19 protein-coding genes are annotated in these 19,626 nt (G+C 69.1%); 11 read left to right on the forward strand and 8 right to left on the reverse strand.

Features of this window, described 5'->3' with window-relative positions; genetic code table 11:
- Positions 1 to 573 precede the first annotated feature (573 nt).
- Both AC3A6J_RS27415 and pabB read left to right on the forward strand, forming a co-directional pair.
- Positions 574 to 1,206: a winged helix-turn-helix domain-containing protein gene (locus tag AC3A6J_RS27415; RefSeq protein WP_487863171.1), complete on the forward strand. Its 633-nt coding sequence runs from the start codon at positions 574 to 576 to the stop codon at positions 1,204 to 1,206.
- Positions 1,207 to 1,304: 98 nt separating this feature from the next.
- The gene (gene pabB, locus AC3A6J_RS27420) at positions 1,305 to 3,215 is read left to right on the forward strand and encodes an aminodeoxychorismate synthase component I (protein WP_487863172.1); all 1,911 of its coding nucleotides are present in this window, start codon (positions 1,305 to 1,307) and stop codon (positions 3,213 to 3,215) included.
- A gap of 24 nt (positions 3,216 to 3,239) precedes the next feature.
- Here the strand turns inward: pabB and AC3A6J_RS27425 are convergent, their stop codons facing one another.
- Genes AC3A6J_RS27425 through AC3A6J_RS27440 form a run of 4 tightly spaced genes read right to left on the reverse strand, consistent with a single transcriptional unit; the run spans position 3,240 to position 8,103 of the window.
- Positions 3,240 to 3,890 (reverse strand): response regulator, encoded by a 651-nt coding sequence (locus AC3A6J_RS27425; protein WP_487863173.1) that lies wholly within the window; start codon positions 3,888 to 3,890, stop codon positions 3,240 to 3,242.
- On the reverse strand, positions 3,887 to 5,266 hold the full coding sequence (locus AC3A6J_RS27430) for a histidine kinase (protein ID WP_487863174.1): 1,380 nt from the start codon (positions 5,264 to 5,266) through the stop codon (positions 3,887 to 3,889). The genes AC3A6J_RS27425 and AC3A6J_RS27430 overlap by 4 nt, the downstream gene beginning before the upstream one ends.
- On the reverse strand, positions 5,263 to 6,255 hold the full coding sequence (locus AC3A6J_RS27435) for an alpha/beta fold hydrolase (RefSeq protein ID WP_487863175.1): 993 nt from the start codon (positions 6,253 to 6,255) through the stop codon (positions 5,263 to 5,265). Before AC3A6J_RS27435 ends, AC3A6J_RS27430 begins: the two co-directional genes overlap by 4 nt.
- Before the next feature lie 33 nt (positions 6,256 to 6,288).
- Entirely contained in the window at positions 6,289 to 8,103 is a 1,815-nt protein-coding gene (locus tag AC3A6J_RS27440) for a cation:proton antiporter (protein ID WP_487863176.1), read from the reverse strand.
- Positions 8,104 to 8,373: 270 nt separating this feature from the next.
- Here AC3A6J_RS27440 and pqqA point away from each other — a divergent pair, with 270 nt between their 5' ends.
- From pqqA to AC3A6J_RS27470, 6 genes are all read left to right on the forward strand, one after another.
- Positions 8,374 to 8,448 carry a pyrroloquinoline quinone precursor peptide PqqA gene (pqqA, locus tag AC3A6J_RS27445; protein WP_487863189.1) on the forward strand — a complete coding sequence of 25 codons (75 nt, stop codon included), beginning with the start codon at positions 8,374 to 8,376 and terminating at the stop codon, positions 8,446 to 8,448.
- 189 nt (positions 8,449 to 8,637) lie between these two features.
- Complete coding sequence (pqqB, locus tag AC3A6J_RS27450; protein WP_487863177.1) at positions 8,638 to 9,561, forward strand: pyrroloquinoline quinone biosynthesis protein PqqB; 924 nt, start codon at positions 8,638 to 8,640, stop codon at positions 9,559 to 9,561.
- 18 nt (positions 9,562 to 9,579) lie between these two features.
- Entirely contained in the window at positions 9,580 to 10,347 is a 768-nt protein-coding gene (gene pqqC, locus AC3A6J_RS27455; RefSeq protein WP_487863178.1) for a pyrroloquinoline-quinone synthase PqqC, read from the forward strand.
- A complete protein-coding gene (pqqD, locus tag AC3A6J_RS27460) occupies positions 10,344 to 10,667 on the forward strand; it encodes a pyrroloquinoline quinone biosynthesis peptide chaperone PqqD (RefSeq protein ID WP_487863179.1) in 324 nt (107 codons plus the stop codon). Before pqqC ends, pqqD begins: the two co-directional genes overlap by 4 nt.
- The gene (gene pqqE, locus AC3A6J_RS27465) at positions 10,664 to 11,815 is read left to right on the forward strand and encodes a pyrroloquinoline quinone biosynthesis protein PqqE (RefSeq protein WP_487863180.1); all 1,152 of its coding nucleotides are present in this window, start codon (positions 10,664 to 10,666) and stop codon (positions 11,813 to 11,815) included. Before pqqD ends, pqqE begins: the two co-directional genes overlap by 4 nt.
- A gap of 201 nt (positions 11,816 to 12,016) precedes the next feature.
- Positions 12,017 to 12,685 carry a hypothetical protein gene (locus AC3A6J_RS27470; protein ID WP_487863181.1) on the forward strand — a complete coding sequence of 223 codons (669 nt, stop codon included), beginning with the start codon at positions 12,017 to 12,019 and terminating at the stop codon, positions 12,683 to 12,685.
- Between the two features lie 21 nt (positions 12,686 to 12,706).
- Here AC3A6J_RS27470 and AC3A6J_RS27475 read toward each other — a convergent pair whose 3' ends face one another.
- The 4 genes from AC3A6J_RS27475 to AC3A6J_RS27490 all read right to left on the reverse strand — a co-directional run bounded on the left by AC3A6J_RS27475 (position 12,707) and on the right by AC3A6J_RS27490 (position 16,143).
- Positions 12,707 to 13,516, reverse strand: coding sequence for a PPK2 family polyphosphate kinase (locus tag AC3A6J_RS27475; RefSeq protein WP_487863182.1), 810 nt, complete (start codon positions 13,514 to 13,516; stop codon positions 12,707 to 12,709).
- Positions 13,517 to 13,596: 80 nt separating this feature from the next.
- The gene (locus tag AC3A6J_RS27480) at positions 13,597 to 14,031 is read right to left on the reverse strand and encodes an RNA-binding S4 domain-containing protein (RefSeq protein WP_487863183.1); all 435 of its coding nucleotides are present in this window, start codon (positions 14,029 to 14,031) and stop codon (positions 13,597 to 13,599) included.
- 4 nt (positions 14,032 to 14,035) lie between these two features.
- Complete coding sequence (locus AC3A6J_RS27485) at positions 14,036 to 15,460, reverse strand: sensor histidine kinase (RefSeq protein WP_487863184.1); 1,425 nt, start codon at positions 15,458 to 15,460, stop codon at positions 14,036 to 14,038.
- Positions 15,457 to 16,143, reverse strand: a complete 687-nt coding sequence (locus tag AC3A6J_RS27490; protein ID WP_487863185.1) for a response regulator — start codon at positions 16,141 to 16,143, stop codon at positions 15,457 to 15,459. Before AC3A6J_RS27490 ends, AC3A6J_RS27485 begins: the two co-directional genes overlap by 4 nt.
- Positions 16,144 to 16,273: 130 nt before the next feature.
- Between AC3A6J_RS27490 and AC3A6J_RS27495 the strand changes: the two genes are divergently transcribed.
- The 3 genes from AC3A6J_RS27495 to AC3A6J_RS27505 all read left to right on the forward strand — a co-directional run bounded on the left by AC3A6J_RS27495 (position 16,274) and on the right by AC3A6J_RS27505 (position 19,430).
- Complete coding sequence (locus tag AC3A6J_RS27495; protein ID WP_487863186.1) at positions 16,274 to 17,233, forward strand: Bug family tripartite tricarboxylate transporter substrate binding protein; 960 nt, start codon at positions 16,274 to 16,276, stop codon at positions 17,231 to 17,233.
- 153 nt (positions 17,234 to 17,386) lie between these two features.
- Positions 17,387 to 17,917, forward strand: coding sequence for a tripartite tricarboxylate transporter TctB family protein (locus tag AC3A6J_RS27500; RefSeq protein WP_487863187.1), 531 nt, complete (start codon positions 17,387 to 17,389; stop codon positions 17,915 to 17,917).
- A gap of 1 nt (position 17,918) precedes the next feature.
- Entirely contained in the window at positions 17,919 to 19,430 is a 1,512-nt protein-coding gene (locus AC3A6J_RS27505; protein ID WP_487863188.1) for a tripartite tricarboxylate transporter permease, read from the forward strand.
- Positions 19,431 to 19,626: the final 196 nt, after the last annotated feature.

Consider the following 19,626-nt stretch of genomic DNA (forward strand, 5'->3'; position numbering starts at 1 on the left):
AACCATGGCACGGCATAGGGTACGAGCCGCCTAAGTGCCTGATTTCATTGAGAACCTCGCTCCCTCCGGTTCCGCCAGCTAGCAAAAACGCCCCTCACGGGGCGTTTTTCATTTGTTCTTCCGTTCTTCCTGCCTCTGATCCCGCTGCGCCGAGATCGCCGGAGCGCCTCGGAAATTAAATTTCGAACGGTCGATCTATTTTGCCAAATCAACTTGGCAAGCGAATTGAAAATCGCCAATCGCTATTGAGCGGTACTAATTCTCGCTTTCGCACGATTTCGTAACCAGGTGCACGATTTCCACATGCGAGGTGCGCATTTTTTGCGGACTGCGGCGATGTGTTTCTTTAGATTCCCCCTCAAGGGCAAAATCCGTTAACGCTTGAATTCATGACAGGTGGCACGCGGCGGATTTGACCGAACCACGATCGCTCGAAGGAGCGACCGGTCCATTGATCAGTGTGAGGGGGTGGTCGTTTTGCAAATTGCCGTACTAGATCCGTTGCTTCGTTCCAGAGAAATTGCCCGCCGTGCCATTTGCAGGCTGGGGCACACGCCAATAATTTTTACCAGTGTGGAAGAGCTGCAAAAGCAAAGCGCGGTTGCGGCTCAATTCGAAGCCCTGCTATTGGCTTGTCCCAGAGACCCAGCCGTATTCCAGCCGCTCATTGCACAAGCCCGTGAAAGCCTGGGTCGGCATTTCCCGCTGGTTCTCAGTGCCTGCAAGAGCCAGTTCCGGGTGATTTCGGTACTTCATACCGATTCGGCGTCCACGGTGGTTCATGCGCCATCTTCGTTCGAGGACAGCTACCGCACGCTCGAGGCCTACCTGCAGCGCCGCAAGGTGCCGATCGCCGAGCGCGTCATGCAGTGGGGCGACTACCGCTTCGTCCTGCATCAGGACAAGGCGGAGCGGGCCGGCGATGTCATCAAGCTGCGCCCGCTCGAGTTCGACCTGGCCGTGGCCTTCTTCCGCAACATCAACCGCCCACTGTCGCGCGAATGGCTCTTCAGGCATGTATGGGGCCGAAACGACAACGATCATCCGGTCTCGCGATCGCTGGACGTCAGCGTGTCGGGTCTGCGCCGCAAGCTCGGGCTGCATGCCCGCTCCAAGGGCCCTTGCCTGCAGGCGATCTGGGGGCAGGGCTACCAGCTCAGCGAGATGGCCGAGCCCTACGAGGCACAGAGCCGGCACGGCTTCTGAGGCCGAGTGCGCACGCCCGCCCCGGGCTTGCGCGCGAGAGCCGCCAAGGATGAGCTCATCGTCTGCCGGTGAGAATCCAGGGTTCACTGGAGTTGACCGTGGATTCTTCCTTCGCACTGCTCGACGACTGCGGCTCGACGCCGGACCGCCCCACGAGCCGGCTGTACACCCGCTTCGTGCGCGCGCATCGCGCTGTCGACGCGGCCGACCTCGACGCCGCATGGGCGCGCGTGGATGCCGACCTGCGCCAGGGGCTGCATGCGGTGCTGCTGGCTGACTACGAATGGGGCGCCAGGCTGCTGCAGGCGGGCGAGCGGCGGCTTGCGCCCGGCGACAGCGCGGCGCTGCGCGTGCTGATGTTCCGCGACTGCGCGCGGCTTTCGGCCGGCGAGGCCGGCGCCTGGCTCGAACGATGCGAGCCCGACAGCGCCGCCGCCGCGCAGTCCGCGGGCGTGATGGACCTGCAGCCCGGTATCGGTGAAGCGGAATTCACCGCCGCCATCGCGCGCATCCATGCCGCCATTGCCGCCGGCGAAACCTACCAGGTCAACTTCACCTACCGGCTGAACGGCCAGGCCTACGGCTCGCCCGTGGCGCTGTACCGCCGCCTGCGCGAGCGGCAGCCGGTGGCCTACGGCGCGCTGATCGCGCTGCCCGAGGGCGGCGAGATCACGCACGTGCTCTCTTGCTCGCCCGAGCTGTTCCTGCGCCACGCGCGCGGCGTGCTCACCGCGCGCCCGATGAAGGGCACCGCCGCGCGCGCCGATGTCCCCGAGGCCGACAGCGAAACGGCGCGCCGGCTCGCGGCCGACGCCAAGAACCGCGCCGAGAACGTGATGATCGTCGACCTGCTGCGCAACGACATCGGCCGCGTGGCATGCATCGGCTCGGTGAAGGTGCCCACGCTGTTCGCGGTCGAGCCCTATGCCACGGTGTTCCAGATGACCTCCACCGTCGAGGCGCTGCTGCGCCCCGGCGTCGGCATGCCCGAGTTGCTGCGCGCCGCGTTTCCCTGCGGCTCGATCACCGGCGCGCCGAAGCACCGCACCATGGACTGGATCGCCGAGCTCGAAGGCACGCCGCGCGGCCTCTACTGCGGCGCCATCGGCTGGGTCGATGCGTCGGCCGAAGGCGAGGCGGTCGGCGATTTCTGCCTCTCGGTGGCGATCCGCACGCTCACGCTCGGCGCGTCCGAGCGGGGCCTGCGGCCGCTGCGGCTCGGTGTCGGCGCGGGCATCGTGCACGACAGCCGCGCGGCCGACGAGTTCGAGGAATGCCGCCTCAAGGCCCGCTTCCTCACCGCACTCGACCCCGGCTTCGAACTGTTCGAGACCATGCTGGCCACGCCGGGCGAGGGCATCCGCTACCTCGAGCGGCATCTCGCGCGGCTCGCGCGCAGCGCCCAGGCGCTCGGCTTCGCGTTTGACCGGGCGGCCGCGCTGCAGGCGCTGCGCGACGCACTGCCCGCGCTCGCGCCGGGCCAGCCGTCGCGGCTGCGCTTGGCGCTCGCGCACGGCGGGCGCATCGGCATCACGCATTCACCACTGCCGCCGCTGCCGCTGCCGCCCGGCGCGGTGAAGCTCGTGATCGCCGAAGCGCGGCTGCCCGATGCGAACCCGCTGGCCGCGCACAAAACCACCTGGCGCCAGCACTACGATGCCGGCGTGCGCGCCGCCGAGCGTGCCGGTGCCTTCGACAGCCTGTTCTTCACGGCCGACGGCCGGCTCGCCGAAGGCGGGCGCAGCACGCTGTTCGCGCGCATCGACGGACGCTGGTGCACGCCGCCCGTCGCCGACGGCGCCTTGCCGGGCGTGATGCGCGGCGTGCTGATGGACGACTCGATCTGGCTCGCCGAGGAACGCAGCCTCTCGCTCGACGACCTGCGCGCGGCGCAGAAGCTCGTGGTGTGCAACGCGTTGCGCGGCGTGCTGCCGGCGCAGCTGGTTCCGCCCGACGCCGCGCCGGCATCGGATGCCGGTGCGCGCTTTCGGGAACCTTCGGCAGCCTGAAGCCGCCGCGTCTCCCGCTGGCCCCTACACCTGGATCAACCCCCACCGCAGCGCCACCCACGTCAGCTCCGCCTGGTTGGCGGCGCCGAGCTTCTGCTTGATGCGGTAGAGGTGCGAGCCCACGGTGCTCAGCGACAGGTTCAGCGTGCCCGCGATCTGCGCCACCGTCATGCCGCGCGCGAGCTGGATGAAGACCGAGAACTCGCGCTCGCTCAGCAGGTCGGCCGGATTGGCTTCGCCCTCGATCTGCGCGGTGGCGAGTGCCTGCGCGGTGCTGGCGTCGATGTAGCGCTCGCCGCGCGCCACCGCCCGGACCGCGGCGATCAGCGCGTCGGGCGCGCTGCGCTTGGCGAGATAGCCGAGCGCGCCGGCGCGCAGCACGCGGCGCGGATGGATCGTGTCCTCGTGCGCCGACAGGGCCAGCACGCGCGCCTTCGGGTCGTGCGCCAGCAGGCGCCGCACGGCCTCGAGCCCGCCCATGCCGGGCATCGAGAGGTCCATCACGACGAGGTCGGGCTGCACCTGCGGATAGTCCTGGCAGGCCTGCTCGCCGGTATCGGCCTCGGCCGCCACCTCGATCTGCGCGTCGGCCAGCAGCATGCGAAAGCCCATGCGCACCAGCGCATGGTCGTCCACCAGCATCACGCGGATAAGAGGCTCGGTCGTCGATGTCATGGGTTCTCCGGGGCGGCGCCCGCCAGCGGCAGGCGCACCGTCAGTTGGGCGCCGCGCGGCACGGCGGGTTCGAGGCGCAGCTCGCCGCCGAGGCTGTCGATGCGCTCGGCGAGCCAGCGCAGGCCGTAGTGTCCGCCGCTGGTCTCCTGGGCCGCGTCGGCGGCACCGAGGCCGCGGCCGTCGTCGCTGAGCGTGAGCGTCACGGCGCTTTCGGTGCCTGCGAGTGCGAGCACGATCCGGCGTGCCTCGCCGTGCCGCAGTGCGTTGGTGATGCCTTCCTGCGCGGCGCGGTAGAGCACGAGCGCGGTGTCGGTGCCGAGCGGGGTGCGGCCGAGGTCGAGGCCGAGTTGCCATTCGACCTCCACTCCCGCGTGGCTGTTGCGCGTGCGCTCCACCAGGTCTTCGAGGGCGGCCACCAGGCCGAAGCGGTCGAGCACCAGCGGCGTGAGGCGCGGGATCATGCCGTGCATCGCGGTGTAGAGCCGCGCCGATTCGTCGGCGATGAGCCGTGCCGCCTGCTCGGCCTGCGGATCGAGCGACTGCATGCGCTGCGCGATCGACAGCGCCATGCTGCGCATCGCGGTGACCGACTGGCCGAGTTCGTCGTGCAGCTCGCGCGCGATCAGGCGGCGTTCTTCCTCGATCTTCTGGTCGACCCAGCGGCCCAGTTCGCGGCTTTCGAGCAGGCGGCTCTCGGCGCGCACCGCGCGGCGCTCGGTCTCGATGTGCTGCTGCAGCATGCCGACCATGCGGTTGAAGGCGGCGCCGATCGCCGCGGCCTCGGTGCCGGGCAGGGCGCGCAGTGCCACGTCGAAGCGCCCGCTCTCGAGCTGGTTGAGCGCATCGACGATGTCGGCGAACGGACGCGTCGCGCGCCCCACCACCCAGAACACGGCCGCATTGACCACCGCCAGCAGCCCGAGCGCGCTGAGCAGCAGCAGCACCGCATCGTCCCAGGCGTCGAGCACCGCGCGCGAGGCGTTGGAGCGCACCACCAGCTTGCCGTCGGGAAAGGCGATCGACATCTGCTTGGGCGAAGGCGACACCAGCCTGGCGAACCAGCTTGGCGCATCGCGGCCCGCCTTGTACGGCGAGTCAGGCGAGCTGTAGAGCACGCGCGCCTCGGCGTCGAGCAGCGTGATGTCGTTCGAGCGCACCCGGCCCACGCCCTGCAGAAAGGCCAGCATGGCGGGCGTGCCCTGCGCCGCATAGAGCCATGCGGTGCGGTTCAGCAACTGGGCGGCCACGCGGTTGGCGGCCACCACTTCTTCCTGGATCGACTCGCGCATGCTGCGCAGCTGCAGCGCGAGCATGGCCGCGAGCGAAAGCAGCGCCAGCAGGCTGACGATGAGGTTGATCTTCAGGCGCAGCGTCATGACGCACTCGCGTCGCCGAAGCGTCCGTGCCGTGCATAGCCGTCGAGTGCGGCGACCATCGCCTGCACCATGGCCGGGTGCGCGGGATCGTGACCGGCAGCCGCGTCGACCCACTGCAACCGGCTGTGCGCGATGCGTTCGTGCACCGCCCGTGCGTTTTGCGGCGGGCACACGCGGTCGCCCTGCGAGTGCAGCAACAGCGTGGGCACGTGGGGCAGCGCATGCAGGCGTTCGAGCAGCGGCGGCGCATCGTCGAGCCAGCAGCGGTGCAGCAGAAAATGGCTCTGCACGCGATAGCGGTCCACGAGCGCGTCGAGCACGGTGCGTTCGGGCGCCGGGTCGTCGGACGCGGCCTGCTGTTGATCGCCCGCGAGCGCACGCTCCCAGCGCCACCATGCGAGCGCGAGCCGGCGCGCCGTGTCGGCATCGCCATCGGCCGCGAGTCCGCGCGCCAGGAAGCCCAGCATGTCGCCGCGCTGGTCGGGCGGCGCCTCGGCGGCGAAGCGTTCCCATGGGTCGGGCGCGCGGCGCGCCGTGTCCTGGAAGAAGTTGTCGATGTCGCCGGCGCGCGGCAGGAACACCGCGCGCAGCAGCAGCGCGGCCACGGCCTCGGGCTCGGCCAGTGCATGGGCGAGCGCCAGCGTCGCGCCCCACGAGCCGCCCACCACGAGCCAGCGCGGCACGCCGAGCTGCGCGCGCACGCTGCGCAGGTCGTCGAGCAGGTCGGCCGTCCGGTTGTACGCGGTCGTGCCGCGCGGCCGGCTGCGGCCGGCGCCGCGCTGGTCGATGGTGATCACATGGAAGCGCGAGGGATCGAAGAAGCGCCGCAGCACCGGCGAGCTGCCCGAGCCCGGTCCGCCATGCAGCACCACGGCGCAAAGACCTGCCGGATCGCCGCTTTGCTCGACATGCAGCACATGGCCGTGCGACACCGGGAATGCGTGGGTGCGCCAGGGCGGAGTTTCGTTGTACAGGCCGGTGGGAAACACCGGGGCATGGTACGGGAAACGTCGCGTGCGTGGCTATGCGGACGGCGGTGCGGCCGTGTCCTGCCGGCCCGGCGGCGCGAAGCAGACGGCGGTCCAGCCTGCATCGACCTTGAAGGGCTGCTCGCTCGAATAGATCCGGAACGCGCCGGCTGGCGACACGCCGCCCACGAGCCACCAGTCCTTGCCGGGTTTGCCCATGCGCTCGCTGAACGCGGCCCAGCCGTAGGCCTTGGTGAGGTTCGTCGCCTGGATGGTCCAGCCCTCTTGCAGCCGCGCCTCGAGCGCCGCGTAGGTGGCGCCCTCATGAAAGGCGAGGTAGCCGCGCTGCTGCAGCGACAGCGCACCCGCGGCCTGTCCCTGTCCGCGGCCGACTGCGAGCTGGAAGGTGCGGTGGTGGCCCATCCGATGGCCCTGCGCCTTGCACACCAGCGCGTTATACGAGTCGTTCTCGGTGGCGCAAAGGAGGTAGCTCAGGTGCTGCACCTCGAGCGCCTCTTCGGCCTGCTCCGACAGGAATTCGCCATAGAACACCTCGATGCCGCGCATGCGCGCGAGCTTGAGGGCTTCGTAATGGCGGTCGACCACCAGCACCTCGATCTGCAGGCGCTGCAGCGTCTGCGCCAGCGCGCAGGTCCAGGGCGAGGCGCCGACGATCAGCAGGCCCGAGTCGCCGCGCGCGGCCAGCCCGAGGCGGCGCGCGATGCGCCCGAGGCTCAGGCCATGGCAGAGCACCGTCGCCATCACGATCAGAAAGGTGGTCGGCAGCAGCTTCGCGGCGTCGGCATAGCCGGCCTTGACGAGGGCGGGCCCGAAGATGCCTGCGGTGGCCACGGCCACGATGCCGCGCGGCGCGATCCAGGCCAGCAGCAGGCGGTCCTGCCTGCGCATCGGCGCACCCAGCGTCGAGAGGCCGATCGCGAGCGGGCGCACCACGAACAGCACGGCGAGCACGAAGGCCACCATGCGCCAGTCGATCAGTGCGAGCTGCCCCGGCTCGAGCTGGCTCGGGATCACGATGAACAGCACCGACAGCAGCACCACCGTGAGGTTTTCCTTGAAGTGCTGAAGCGACTCGCGCTCGACCAGTTCCATGTTGCCGATCACCAGGCCCATGACGGTCACGGTCAGCAGTCCCGCCTCGTGCTGCACGAGGTTGCTGGCCCAGTAGGCAGCCAGCACCAGCACCATGAGGATGGGCGCCTTCAGGTGCTCGGGCGCGCCGCCACGGCGGTACAGCCAGCCGATGAGCCAGCCGCCCAGTCCGCCCAGTACCAGGGCCACCGCCACCGCGGCACCGAGCGCCAGCAGCGTGGTCGACAGGCCGCCGCCCGACACCGTGAAGTACTGAAAAGCCAGCACCGCCATCAACACGCCGATCGGGTCGTTGACGATGCCCTCCCACTTGAGCAGCGCGGCCGATTCCTTGTTGAGACGCGCCTGGCGCAGCAGCGGCAGGATCACCGTGGGTCCGGTCACGACCAGGATCGCGGCCAGCACGATCGCCACCGGCCAGCTCAGGCCGCCGATGTAGTGCGCGGCCACGCCGCCGAACAGCCACGCCAGCGGCGGCGCAACGACCGTGAGCCGGCCGATGCCATGGCCCACGCGCTTGAACTCGCTGATCTTCAGGTCCATGCCGCCTTCGAACAGGATGATCGCGACGCCCAGGCCGATCAGTTCGCTCAGTTGCTCGCCTTCGATGCTGGGCCGGACCACGCCGGCGATCGGGCCGAGCACGAGGCCGACGGCGATGAGCACGACGATCGCGGGAAGGCGGATCTGGGCGGCCAGCCACTGGCTCGCGAGGCCGGCGCAGAGGATGGTGAGGAGCAGGGAGGCGGTGTGCACGTTCGGGGATTTCGAATTGTTCAAAGACGCTGCCGCGTGCCGCGCAGCAGGCGCGGAGCCTACAGGGGAAACCCTGGGTTTCCGGGCGCTGCGGCCATGCCGGCGGCGCCGGTATGTGCAATGTGCACGCTTTCATGAAAATCATGAACTGCGAATCATGATTTCACGGCTGGGTCCGGCGCGCTCATCGGTTCACTATGGGACGTGGAACCACGCGATTCCCGCAGCCGCCGTCCGGCGCTGCTGCGCCACTTCAGAAGGAGACACCGCATGAAATGGGAAACACCGACGGCCACCGATTTCCGCTTCGGCTTCGAGATCACGATGTACGTCAACGCTAGGTAAGGACGCCCCCCGAAGCGCCTGCGGCGCCTCCCCCCACTGGGGGGCGCACCCGGTGGCCCGGCGGAGCCGGTTCCACGGGTGCACTGGGTTGGGCCGTGGGGGTTTTTGGGGTGTGCCCTTTTTGTCGACCCGCCCTGTTTTTCAGGGTGGGTTGTTCGGGATTCGATTCCTCCTCTTTTCTTTCTACCGATGCGCATCACCGTCCTGGGTTCGGCCGCGGGTGGCGGCTTTCCGCAGTGGAACTGCAACTGCCCCAATTGCGCGGGTGTGCGTGCGGGCACGGTGCGGGCCAAGGCGCGCACGCAGTCGTCGATCTTCGTACGGCCCGATGGGGGCGCGGACGGGGTGCTGTTCAATGCATCGCCCGACATCCTCGAGCAGATCCGCAGCAGTCCGGTGCTGCAGCCGGCGCGTGCGCTGCGCGACACGGCGATCGCGGGCGTGGTGCTGATCGACGGGCAGGTCGACCATGCGACGGGGCTGTTCATGCTGCGCGAGCGCGGCACGCCGCTGCCGCTGTGGTGCACCGATCCGGTGGCCGAGGACCTGGGCCGGGGCAACCCGGTGCTGAACGTGCTGTCGCACTACTGCGGGGTGGAGCGCCATGCGGTGCCGCTCGACGGCAATGCGTTCGAAGTGCCCGGTGTGCCGGGGCTGTCGTTCCGCGCGATCGCGCTCACGGGAAAGGCCGCGCCGTATTCGCCGCACCGCGATCATCCGGTGGCCGGCGACAACATCGGCGTGACCATCCTCGACCGGCAGAGCGGGCGCAGCCTGTTCTATGCGCCGGGCCTGGGCGCGATCACGCCGCCGGTGTTCGATGCGATGTCGAACGCCGATGCGGTGATGGTGGATGGCACCTTCTGGACCGACGACGAGATGGTCCGCCTCGGCGTCAGCGGCAAGCGCGCGCGCGAGATCGGGCACCTGCCGCAGTCGGGCGAGGGCGGAATGATCGAATGGCTCTCGCGCCTGCCGGCCACCACCGCGCGGCGCATGCTGATCCACATCAACAACACCAATCCGATCCTCGACGAGGACTCGGCCGCGCATGCCGCGCTGCGGCGCGCAGGGATCGAAGCCTGCGAAGACGGCATGCAGATCCAGCTCTGAAACCGGAAGCCCACCTCCATGCACGCCGACAGGATCCAGGACCCGTCCCGCCCGACCACCCACCACGGCGCGGAAAGCGCACCCGCCTGGTCGCGCGAGGACTTCGAGGCCCGGCTGCGCGAGCGCGGCCGCAGCTACCACATCCACCATCCGTTCAACGTGATGCTCAACAGCGGGCGCGCTTCGCCCGAGCAGATCCGCGGCTGGGTGGCGAACCGCTTCTATTACCAGATCGCGATCCCGATCAAGGACGCCGCGGTGCTGTCGAACTGCCCCGACCAGGCGGTGCGGCGCGGCTGGGTGCAGCGCATCCTCGACCACGACGGCTTCGAGCTCGGCGGCATCCGCGATGAAGGCGGCATCGAGGCCTGGCTGCGCCTGGCCGAGGCCGTGGGCCTCTCGCGCGACGAGGTGCGCGACCTGCGGCATGTGGTGCCGGCGGTGCGCTTCGCGGTCGATGCGTATGTCAACTTCGCGCGCCGTGCGCCCTGGCAGGAGGCGGTGTGCTCCTCGCTGACCGAACTCTTCGCGCCCGAGATCCACAAGCAGCGCCTCGCGACCTGGCCCGAGCACTACGCGTGGATCGAACCCGAGGGGCTCGGCTACTTTCGCAACCGCGTGAGCCAGGCGCGCCGCGACGTGGAACAGGGCCTCGCGATCACGCTCGACCACTTCGACACGCGTGCGCTGCAGGAGCGCGCGCTCGAGGTGCTGCAGTTCAAGCTCGACATCCTCTGGGCCATGAACGACGCGATGGCGACGCGCTACGGGGTGGGTGCGCAATGAGCGCCGCGCCGGACATCAAGCAGCTCACGCTCGAGAGCCGGCCGCGCGTGGGTCCGGGCTTTCGCTTGCAATGGGAGCCGGCCCAGGACTGCCACGTGCTGCTCTATCCCGAGGGCATGGTCAAGCTCAATGGCAGCGCCGGCGAGATCATGAAGCGCTGCGACGGCGAGCGCAGCCTCGCGGCCATCGTGGCCGAGCTCGAAGGCGCCTTCGGCACCACCGGCCTCGAGCCGCAGGTGCGCGGATTCGTCGAGATGGCGGCGCAGCAGAACTGGCTGCGCTGGGATGCGTGCCGGGATACGTGCCGGGATACGCCATGACCGCGGGCGCAGGCACCTCGCAGCCGGCCCGGCCCGGCCCGCCGCTCTGGCTGCTGGCCGAGCTGACCTACCGCTGTCCGCTGCACTGCGTGTTCTGCTTCAATCCGGTCGACTTCGCCGCGCGCGCGGACGAACTGTCGACCGACGACTGGCTGCGCGTGCTGCGCCAGGGCCGCGAGCTCGGTGCGGTGCAGTGCGGCCTCTCGGGCGGCGAGCCGCTGCTGCGCGACGACCTGGAGCTCATCGTGGCCGAGGCGCACCGCCTGGGCTACTACACCAACCTGCTGACCTCGGGCGTGGGCCTGACGCCGCAGCGGGCCGCGGCGCTGAAGCAGGCGGGGCTCGACCATGTGCAGCTCTCGTTCCAGGATTCGACCCGCGAGATGAACGATTTCCTCTCGCACACCAAGACCTTCGAACTCAAGAACCGGGTCGCGAAGACCATCAAGGACCAGGGCTGGCCGATGGTGCTCAACGTGGTGATCCACCGCATGAACATCGACCACATCGACCGCATCATCGAGATGGCGCACGAGATGGGCGCCGAATACCTCGAGCTCGCCAACACGCAGTACTACTCGTGGGCTTTTCTCAACCGCGACCAGCTGCTGCCCACGCACGAACAGCTGCGCCATGCCGAGCAGGTGACCGACGCCTGGCGCGCACGGCTCGGCGAGCGCATGCGCATCTTTTTCGTCGCCCCCGACTACCACGAGGGCAAGCCCAAGAAATGCGTCAACGGCTGGGGCAGCATGTTCCTCACCGTGGCGCCCGACGGCACGGCGCTGCCGTGCCACACCGCGTCGATGCTGCCGGGCCTCGAGTTCCCGAACGTCAAGGCGCATGGCCTGCGCGAGATCTGGTTCGATTCGGAAGGCTTCAACCGCTACCGCGGCACCGGCTGGATGAAGGAGCCCTGCGCGAGCTGCGACCAGCGCGGGCAGGACCTTGGCGGCTGCCGCTGCCAGGCCTTCCTGCTGGCGCAGGACCCGGCGGCCGCCGACCCGGTGTGCGCCAAGAGTCCCGAGCACCACCGCGTGGCGGAGGCCGTGGAACGCGCGGCGGCGCGCGACCCGGCCGCGCCGGTCGAGCATCCGCTGGTGTTCCGCGACCCGACCAACTCGCGCCGACTGTCACGGCACGTGTGATCGGCGGTTCAGAGAGCGTGTGTGGCGAAGGCGCTCAGCGCGACGCGGCATGCCGCGCCTCGTCGTCCATGGGCTGGTAGCAAGTGTCATCAAATGGAACCTATCTCGCTACCGTCGCGACTTTGCGACAAAACATGGGTAAAGGTAACGAGGTGTATGGTTAAATTGCCCCCAACAATCGCGAAGAGGACGAGGGATTCCATGAAGCTGCTGTTGAGCATGGTGTGCGCCGTGGTCGCGTTGGCAGGGTGCGCCAGCGCGCCGCCGACGCCCACCGAACCCGGCACCGGGTCCGGCCTGTCGTATGTGCCCAAGGTGGCGATGGAAGGCGTCGACGGCGCCCGCTATGACAGCGACGTGGCCGACTGCCGCGGCGCCGCGACGCGGATCGCGGCACGCAGCGAATCGGGCGACGCCATGTGGCTCGCGCTGGGCCTGGGCCTGATCACGGTGCATGGCCAGGGCATCGTGGCCGCGGCCTCGTACACGGGCATCTCGGCCGCGGTGATCGACATGTCGTACCGCCCGAACGCTGCGGTGATCGCCGAGCACCAGCAGACGGCGATCGTGCACTGCATGGCCAAGCGCGGTTACCGCAACCTCGATCCGCACGTGCGCGACTCCTTCTACGGCCATGCCTTCACGCCTGAACTGGTGCTCGCCCCGCGCCGCACGGGCGTCGACACCTACAACGCTGAAGTGGTCGCGAAGGCCGGGCGCTGCAGCGTCCAGCCGCGCGCCGAGCTGACGGCCAAGGGCCCCGGCTACGAGGCCTACAGCGTGCCGTGCTCGAACGGCGCCACCTGGGCGGTGCGCTGCGAATTCGGCAACTGCCGCGTGCTCGGGCAGTCGCCGGTGCGGCGCTCCTGAGCCTGCGGCCCGGCATTCCGCTCACTGGATGACCAGGCCCTGCAGCGCGGGGTCGGCGGGCGGCGTTTCGAGCTTCATCTGCCGCAGTGTCTTCATCAGGAGCCGGGCGATCATCAGGTTGCGGTGCCGCTTGCTGTTGGCGGGCACCACGTACCAGGGCGCATGAGCCGTTGAAGTGGCGCGCAGTGCGCGTTCGTAGGCCTGCTGGTAGGCGTCCCACTTGGTGCGCACGTCGAGGTCGCCCATGCTGAACTTCCATTGCTTGCCGGGCGTGTCGATGCGCGCCTGCAGCCGCTCGCGCTGCTCGTCCTTGCCGATGTGCAGCATGCACTTGACGACCACGGTGCCGGTTTCGACGAGCAGGCGCTCGAAGTCGTTGATCTGGGCATAGCGCCGGCGGGCCTCGGCCTTGTCGATCCAGCCCTCGACCACGGGCACGAGCACGTCTTCGTAGTGGCTGCGGTTCCAGACCGCGATCTCGCCGTTGCGCGGCACCACCGCATGGCAGCGCCAAAGGTAGTCGCGTGCGCGCTCGTCCTCGCTGGGCGCCTTGAAGGCGCAGACGCGCACGCCGAGCGGCGAGGTGCGCGAGAACACCCAGCGCACGGTGCCGTCCTTGCCGCTGGTGTCCATGCCCTGCAGCACCAGCAGCAGCTTGCGGCGGCCTTCGGCATGCAGCAGGTTCTGCATCTCGTCGAGCTCGACGGCCAACGCGTCGATTTCCGCGCGCTGGGCCGCCTCGTCGCCTTCGAGGAACGGCGCGTCGCCGGGGTCTACGCTCGAAAGTCGGAAGTTGCCGTCGTCGACGCGGAATTTCTTCAGGCTGGGCATGGGGCCGGCTCCGTGTGGGAAAAGGAAAGGAGCGTAAGCGATCGGGTGGTCGGCCGGCCGCCGGCCGCGCGGGCACCCGTTCAGCGCCCGCCGTCGTCCGGGTCGATCGAGGCGCTCCAGCGGCTGTCCCACTCGGCATGCCGAGCGGCGCCGTCGAGATCGCGCCGGTCGCGCTTGGTCGGCCGGCCCTGCGCAATGGCCAGCGCCGGTTCGCTGCCCATGCGGCGCTGCTCGCGCATCTGCGCCAGGGCGGCGATGCTTTCCGGGGTTTCTTCGTACAACTGCTGAGCGACCGGGGCCGGCCCGCGCTGGCCGCTCAGCCCGCGCACCACCACGCTGCGCGTGAGCGGCCCCATGCGCAGGGCCACGGTGTCGCCCACCTTGACCTCGCGCGAGGCCTTGGCGACGTCGCCGTTCACCTGCACCCGGTTCTTGCCGATTTCGTCCGCGGCCAGCGAGCGCGTCTTGAAGAAGCGGGCGGCCCAGAGCCATTTGTCGATGCGCAGGCGATCCATAGCGTCAGGAATTGTGGGGGTGCAAAGGCAGGCGCACGACAGCGTCCAGCCCGACCCCTTGTGCGGCATTGTCCTGCGGGCGGCGGTTGTCCAGGTCGATGCGCCCGCCGAGCGCCAGCACGATCTCGCGGCAGATCGCGAGGCCGAGGCCCGAGCCGGTGGCGCTGTCGCCGGTGGAGAAGGGCGCGAACAGCCGCTGGCGCAGTTCGGGTGAAATGCCCGGTCCTTCGTCGCGCACGGCCAGCACCGCCTCGGCGCCCTCCGCACGCACGCTGACCGACAGCGCACCGCCGGGCGGGCTCTGCTTGATGGCGTTGTGCAGCAGGTTGCGCGTGAGCTCCTGCAGCATCCAGCGGTGCGCGCGCACCACGACCGGCCGCGCATCGATCGCCAGCTCGAAGTCGAGCGTCTTGTCCGCGATCAGCGGCGAGAGGTCGAGCGCGATCTGCCGCGCCACCTCGCCGAGCTCGAGCGGCACCGATTCGGGCTGCTGGCGCAACTGCTCGACCTTGGCGAGCGACAGCATCTGGTTGGCGAGCGTGGTGGCGCGCTCGACGGTCTGGCTGATCTCGCCGAGAGCCTGCTCGGGCGGCACGTCGCCGCGGCGCGCGGACTGCACCTGGGCCTTGAGCACCGCGAGCGGCGTGCGAAGCTGGTGGGCGCTGTCGCGCACGAAGCGCTTCTGGTGATCGAGCAGGCGCTGCAGCCGTCCCATCACCTCGGTGGTGGCGTCGATGAGCGGGCGCAGCTCGCGTGGCGCATCGGGCGCGTCGATCGGTGAGAGGTCGTCGGCGGCGCGCTTCTCGATGGCCTCGCCGAGCTGCCGCACGGGCCGCGTGGCGCGCTGCACCACGAGCACCGTCACGAAGGCGATCACGCCCAGCAGCAGCAACTGGCGCCAGAGCATGTCGACGAGCAGCTTGCGCACCAGTGTCTCGCGCAGCTCCAGGGTCTCGGCCACCTGCACCACGGCCATGCCGCGTCCGCGTGCGCTCGCCACGGGCTGCAGCAGCACTGCCACGCGCACCGGCTGGTCGCGAAAGCGCGCGTCGTAGAAGTCGACCAGCGCCGCATAGGCGCCGCGGTCGGGAATGCGGCCGCGCCAGAACGGCAGCTCGGCGAAGCCGGAGACCATCTCTCCGTCGAGCGCCGAGACGCGGTAGAAGAGCCGGCTCTGGTTGTCGGCCTCGAAGGCCTCGAGCGCCGAGTAGGGCACGATCGCGCGCAACCGCGCGCCCTCGTCGTAGCCCTCGACGTCGAGCTGCTCGCCGATGGTCTTGGCCGATGCGAGCAGCGTGCGGTCGTAGGCCGTGGTGGCCGCCGCCAGGCTCTGGCGATACAGGCTCACGCTGTTGATCACGATGAACAGCGCCACCGGCGCGAGGATGCCGAAGAGCAGCCGCGCGCGCAGCGACAGCGCCTTCTTCATGCCGTGGTTTCCGCCCGCAGCAGGTAGCCGAGCCCGCGCAACGTCATCAGCGCGGTGCCGGTGCCCGCGAGCTTCTTGCGCAGCCGATACACCACCACTTCGATCGCCTCGTAGTGCACGTCGGCCTCGCCGGGGAACACGAGTTCGAAGAGCCGCTCCTTGGTGACGGCATGGCCGGGTTTCATCATCAGCGCCTTGAGCAGCGACAGCTCGCGCGGCGTGAGCTCGAGCACGTCGCCGCGGTGGTAGATGGCGCCGCTATCGGGCTCGTAGCGCAGGCCGCCGACCTCCTGCGGATTCAGGGCCGGGTCGGGGTCGGCGTTCTGATGGCGCCGGCGCAGCGCACGGATGCGCGCCTCCAACTCGTCGAGGTCGAAGGGCTTGGGCAGGTAGTCGTCGGCGCCTGCATTCAGGCCGAGGATGCGATCGCCGACGGTGCCGCGCGCGGTGAGCAGCAGCACGGGTGTGCGCAGCCCGCTTGCGCGCGCCTGGGCCAGCACCTGGAGGCCGTCGAGGTTGGGCAGGCTCAGGTCGAGCGCCACCACGTCGGGCTCGAGCGCGCGCCACTGTTCGAGCGCCAGCGCGCCGTCGCCGCAGATGCGCACGTCGATCCGGCTGCGCGCAAGGGCACGTTGCAGCGTGACCTGCATCGAGGGATCGTCTTCGATCAGCAACAGCTTCATGGGGGAGCGGGGCGCGCAGGCGGTTCGGTGTTTTCCCCAGTTTGTTGGACAGCCAACTGACAGCGGGGCGGCGCATGATAGCGGCTCGGACCCGAGCCAGGGTTTCTTTCGTTCCCAGGAGACAACAACGATGCGTCGCGATACCTTTCTGAAGTCATTGGCCGCGCTGGCCGCCGTCGGTGCACTGCCGCTGTCGGCACGCGCCGCCGCCAACGTCAAGATGATGATTCCGGCCAACCCGGGCGGTGGCTGGGACACCACCGGCCGCGCGCTGGGCAAGGCCCTGACCGACGCCAAGCTGGCCGACACCGTCACCTACGACAACAAGGGCGGCGCCGCGGGCGCGCTGGGCCTGGCCCAGTTCGTGAACGGCTCCAAGGGCGATCCGAACGCGCTCATGGTCATGGGCTCGGTGATGCTCGGCGGCATCATCACCGGCAAGCCGCCGGTGAACCTTTCGCAGGCCACGCCCATCGCCCGCATGACCACCGAATACAACGTGTTCGTGCTGCCCGCCAACTCGCCCTTCAAGACCATGAAGGACGTGGTCGACCAGCTCAAGAAGGACCCCGGCAGCGTCAAGTGGGGCGGCGGTTCGCGCGGCTCTACCGAGCACATCGCCGCAGCCATGATCGCGCAGAAGGTCGGCGCCGATCCCTCCAAGATCAACTACGTGGCCTTCCGCGGCGGCGGCGAGGCCACCGCGGCCATCCTGGGCGGCAACGTCACGATCGGCGGCAGCGGCTACAGCGAATTTGCCGAGTACATCGCCGCGGGCAAGATGAAGGCGATCGCCGTCACCTCCGCCGAGCGCCTGCCGGGCATCAACGTGCCCACGCTCAAGGAGCAGGGCATCGACGTGGAAATCGGCAACTGGCGCGGCGTGTACGGCGCGCCCGGCATCAGCGCCGAGCAGCGCAAGGCACTGACCGACATGGTGCTGGCCGTGCTCAAGAGCCCGTCGTGGAACGAGGCACTCAAGAAGAACGACTGGACCCCGGCCGTGATCTCGGGCGAGGCTTTCGCCAAGTTCGTCGACGACGACTTCGCGAGCCTGCGCGCGATCATGACCAAGTCGGGAATGATCTAGCCTCGGCTCGCCCCCCGGCTACGCGCACTTCGTGTCGCTTCTCCCTCCCCCTACCGGGGGCAACACCAGCGGCCCGGCAAAGCCGGTTCCGCGGTGTTTCTGGAAGGGGGCAGGAGGCGACCTGCCCTTTCCTGACTGCGGGAGCAAGAAAAAATGACAACTCGGGATTCCTCGCCGCAGCCCGCGGCCCCCTGGCCGCAAACTGTGGTCGGTATCGGCGTGCTGCTGACCGGCCTGGCGCTGGGTTTCGGCGCCATCGGCATTTCTTCCGAAGCCGGATACGGCGGCGTCGGCCCCAACTTCCTGCCCTGGCTGGTGTCGGTCGCGCTCACGCTCTGCGGTGCGTGGATCCTCTGGGAAGCGCGCACCGGCGGCTTCCGCGAACTCGATGCGCCCTCGGGCGCCGAACATGCCTACTGGCCCGGCTTCGTGTGGGTGTCGGCAGGGCTGCTGCTGAATGCGGCGCTGATCACCACGCTCGGCTTCATCGTGAGCTGCACCTTGTGCTACCTGCTGGCCGTGCAGGGCCTGCGCCGTGCGGGCGGCCAGCCGGCGGCGAACCGGCCGCGCACCTGGGCGGTCGACGTCCTGACCGGCCTTCTGATCTCGGCGCCGGTGTTCTGGACGTTCACCAAGTTCCTGGCGATCAACCTGCCGGGCCTGACGGCCACCGGGTGGCTCTGACATGGAAATCTTCGACGCACTCATGGCGGGCTTCGGCGCCGCAATCACCCCCGCCAACCTCCTCTGGTGCCTCGTGGGCTGCGCCCTGGGCACCGCCGTGGGCGTGCTGCCGGGCATCGGCCCCGCGGTGGCCGTGGCGATGCTGCTGCCGATCACCGGCAAGGTCGACATCACGGCCTCGATGATCTTCTTCTCGGGCATCTACTACGGCGCGATGTACGGCGGCTCGACCACGTCGATCCTGCTCAACACGCCCGGCGAGACCGCGAGCATGGTCACCGCGATGGAAGGCAACAAGATGGCCAAGAGCGGGCGCGCGGGCGCCGCGCTCGCCACCGCCGCCATCGGTTCGTTCGTGGCGGGCACCATCGCCACCGTGCTCGTCACGCTGTTCGCGCCCTTCGTGGCCGAGTTCGCGGTCAAGCTGGGTCCGCCCGAGTACTTCCTGCTGATGATGCTGGCCTTCACCACCGTGAGCGCGGTGCTCGGCAAGAGCACGCTGCGCGGCATGACGGCGCTGTTCGTCGGCTTGGCGGCCGGCTGCATCGGGCTCGACCAGATCTCGGGCCAGGGCCGCTATATCGGCGGCATTCCCGAACTGCTCGACGGCATCGAGATCGTGCTGGTGGCGGTCGGCCTGTTCGCTGTGGCCGAGGTGCTGTACGCGGTGCTTTATGAAGGCCGCGTGGTCGAAGGCCAGAACAAGCTCAGCCGCGTGCACATGACCGCGCGCGACTGGAAGCGCTCGATCCCCGCATGGCTGCGCGGCACGGCCATCGGTGCGCCTTTCGGCTGCATCCCGGCCGGGGGCACCGAGATTCCGACCTTCCTGAGCTACGCCACGGAAAAGAAGCTCGCAAAGGACGCGGAGGCCAAGGCCGAGTTCGGCACCAAGGGCGCGATCGAAGGCGTGGCCGGCCCCGAAGCCGCGAACAACGCCACCGTGACGGCTGCGCTGATCCCGCTGCTCACGCTCGGCATTCCCACGTCGAACACCACCGCCATTTTGCTCGGCGCGTTCCAGAACTACGGCATCCAGCCCGGCCCGCAGCTGTTCACCACCTCGGCCGCGCTGGTGTGGGCGCTGATCGCCTCGCTCTACATCGGCAACGTGATGCTGCTGGTGCTGAACCTGCCGATGGTCGGGCTCTGGGTGAAGCTGCTCAAGATCCCGAAGCCGCAGCTCTATGCGGGCATCCTGATCTTCGCCACGGTCGGCGCCTACGGCATGCGCCAGAGCGCGTTCGACCTGTTCCTGCTGTACGGCATCGGCCTGCTGGGCGTGGTGATGCGGCGTTTCGACTTTCCGACCGCGCCGGTCGTGGTGGGCATGATCCTCGGGCCGCTCGCCGAGGCGCAGATGCGCAATGCGCTGTCGATCGGGGAGGGGAGCGCTGCGGTGTTCCTCCAGCGGCCGATGTCCATCGCGCTGGTGGTCATCATCGTGGCGGTGCTGGTGTTGCCGCGGGTGGCCAAGCGGATGAGTGATCGGAAGAAGCTCGCGCTTGGTTGATTTTTTTGGGGTTGTTTACTTTTCGGGGCCGGGTCTCGCCCCGGCGGGCGACCCACTTTCTTTTGCTTCGCCAAAAGAAAGTAAGCAAAGAAAAGGCGACCCTGCTGTCTGTGTCCCTCCGCTTCGCTACGGGCAACCTGCGGTGCTCGGCTGCGGCGGGGGTCCGCAGAACTCGCTTCGCTCAAACAGCTGCGGC

It is taken from the genome of Variovorax sp. Soil_C_39 (assembly GCF_057656815.1).

Excerpts from the sequence above, each read along its gene's own strand:
- pqqD (WP_487863179.1), top strand. The coding sequence starts at position 10,344 with ATGAGCGCCGCGCCGGACATCAAGCAGCTCACGCTCGAGAGCCGGCCG.
- AC3A6J_RS27500 (WP_487863187.1), top strand. The coding sequence starts at position 17,387 with ATGACAACTCGGGATTCCTCGCCGCAGCCCGCGGCCCCCTGGCCGCAA.
- AC3A6J_RS27485 (WP_487863184.1), bottom strand. The coding sequence starts at position 15,460 with ATGAAGAAGGCGCTGTCGCTGCGCGCGCGGCTGCTCTTCGGCATCCTC.
- AC3A6J_RS27475 (WP_487863182.1), bottom strand. The coding sequence starts at position 13,516 with ATGCCCAGCCTGAAGAAATTCCGCGTCGACGACGGCAACTTCCGACTT.
- AC3A6J_RS27425 (WP_487863173.1), bottom strand. The coding sequence starts at position 3,890 with ATGACATCGACGACCGAGCCTCTTATCCGCGTGATGCTGGTGGACGAC.
- AC3A6J_RS27505 (WP_487863188.1), top strand. The coding sequence starts at position 17,919 with ATGGAAATCTTCGACGCACTCATGGCGGGCTTCGGCGCCGCAATCACC.
- pqqC (WP_487863178.1), top strand. The coding sequence starts at position 9,580 with ATGCACGCCGACAGGATCCAGGACCCGTCCCGCCCGACCACCCACCAC.
- pqqE (WP_487863180.1), top strand. The coding sequence starts at position 10,664 with ATGACCGCGGGCGCAGGCACCTCGCAGCCGGCCCGGCCCGGCCCGCCG.
- AC3A6J_RS27495 (WP_487863186.1), top strand. The coding sequence starts at position 16,274 with ATGCGTCGCGATACCTTTCTGAAGTCATTGGCCGCGCTGGCCGCCGTC.
- AC3A6J_RS27430 (WP_487863174.1), bottom strand. The coding sequence starts at position 5,266 with ATGACGCTGCGCCTGAAGATCAACCTCATCGTCAGCCTGCTGGCGCTG.
- AC3A6J_RS27490 (WP_487863185.1), bottom strand. The coding sequence starts at position 16,143 with ATGAAGCTGTTGCTGATCGAAGACGATCCCTCGATGCAGGTCACGCTG.
- AC3A6J_RS27480 (WP_487863183.1), bottom strand. The coding sequence starts at position 14,031 with ATGGATCGCCTGCGCATCGACAAATGGCTCTGGGCCGCCCGCTTCTTC.
- AC3A6J_RS27470 (WP_487863181.1), top strand. The coding sequence starts at position 12,017 with ATGAAGCTGCTGTTGAGCATGGTGTGCGCCGTGGTCGCGTTGGCAGGG.
- pqqB (WP_487863177.1), top strand. The coding sequence starts at position 8,638 with ATGCGCATCACCGTCCTGGGTTCGGCCGCGGGTGGCGGCTTTCCGCAG.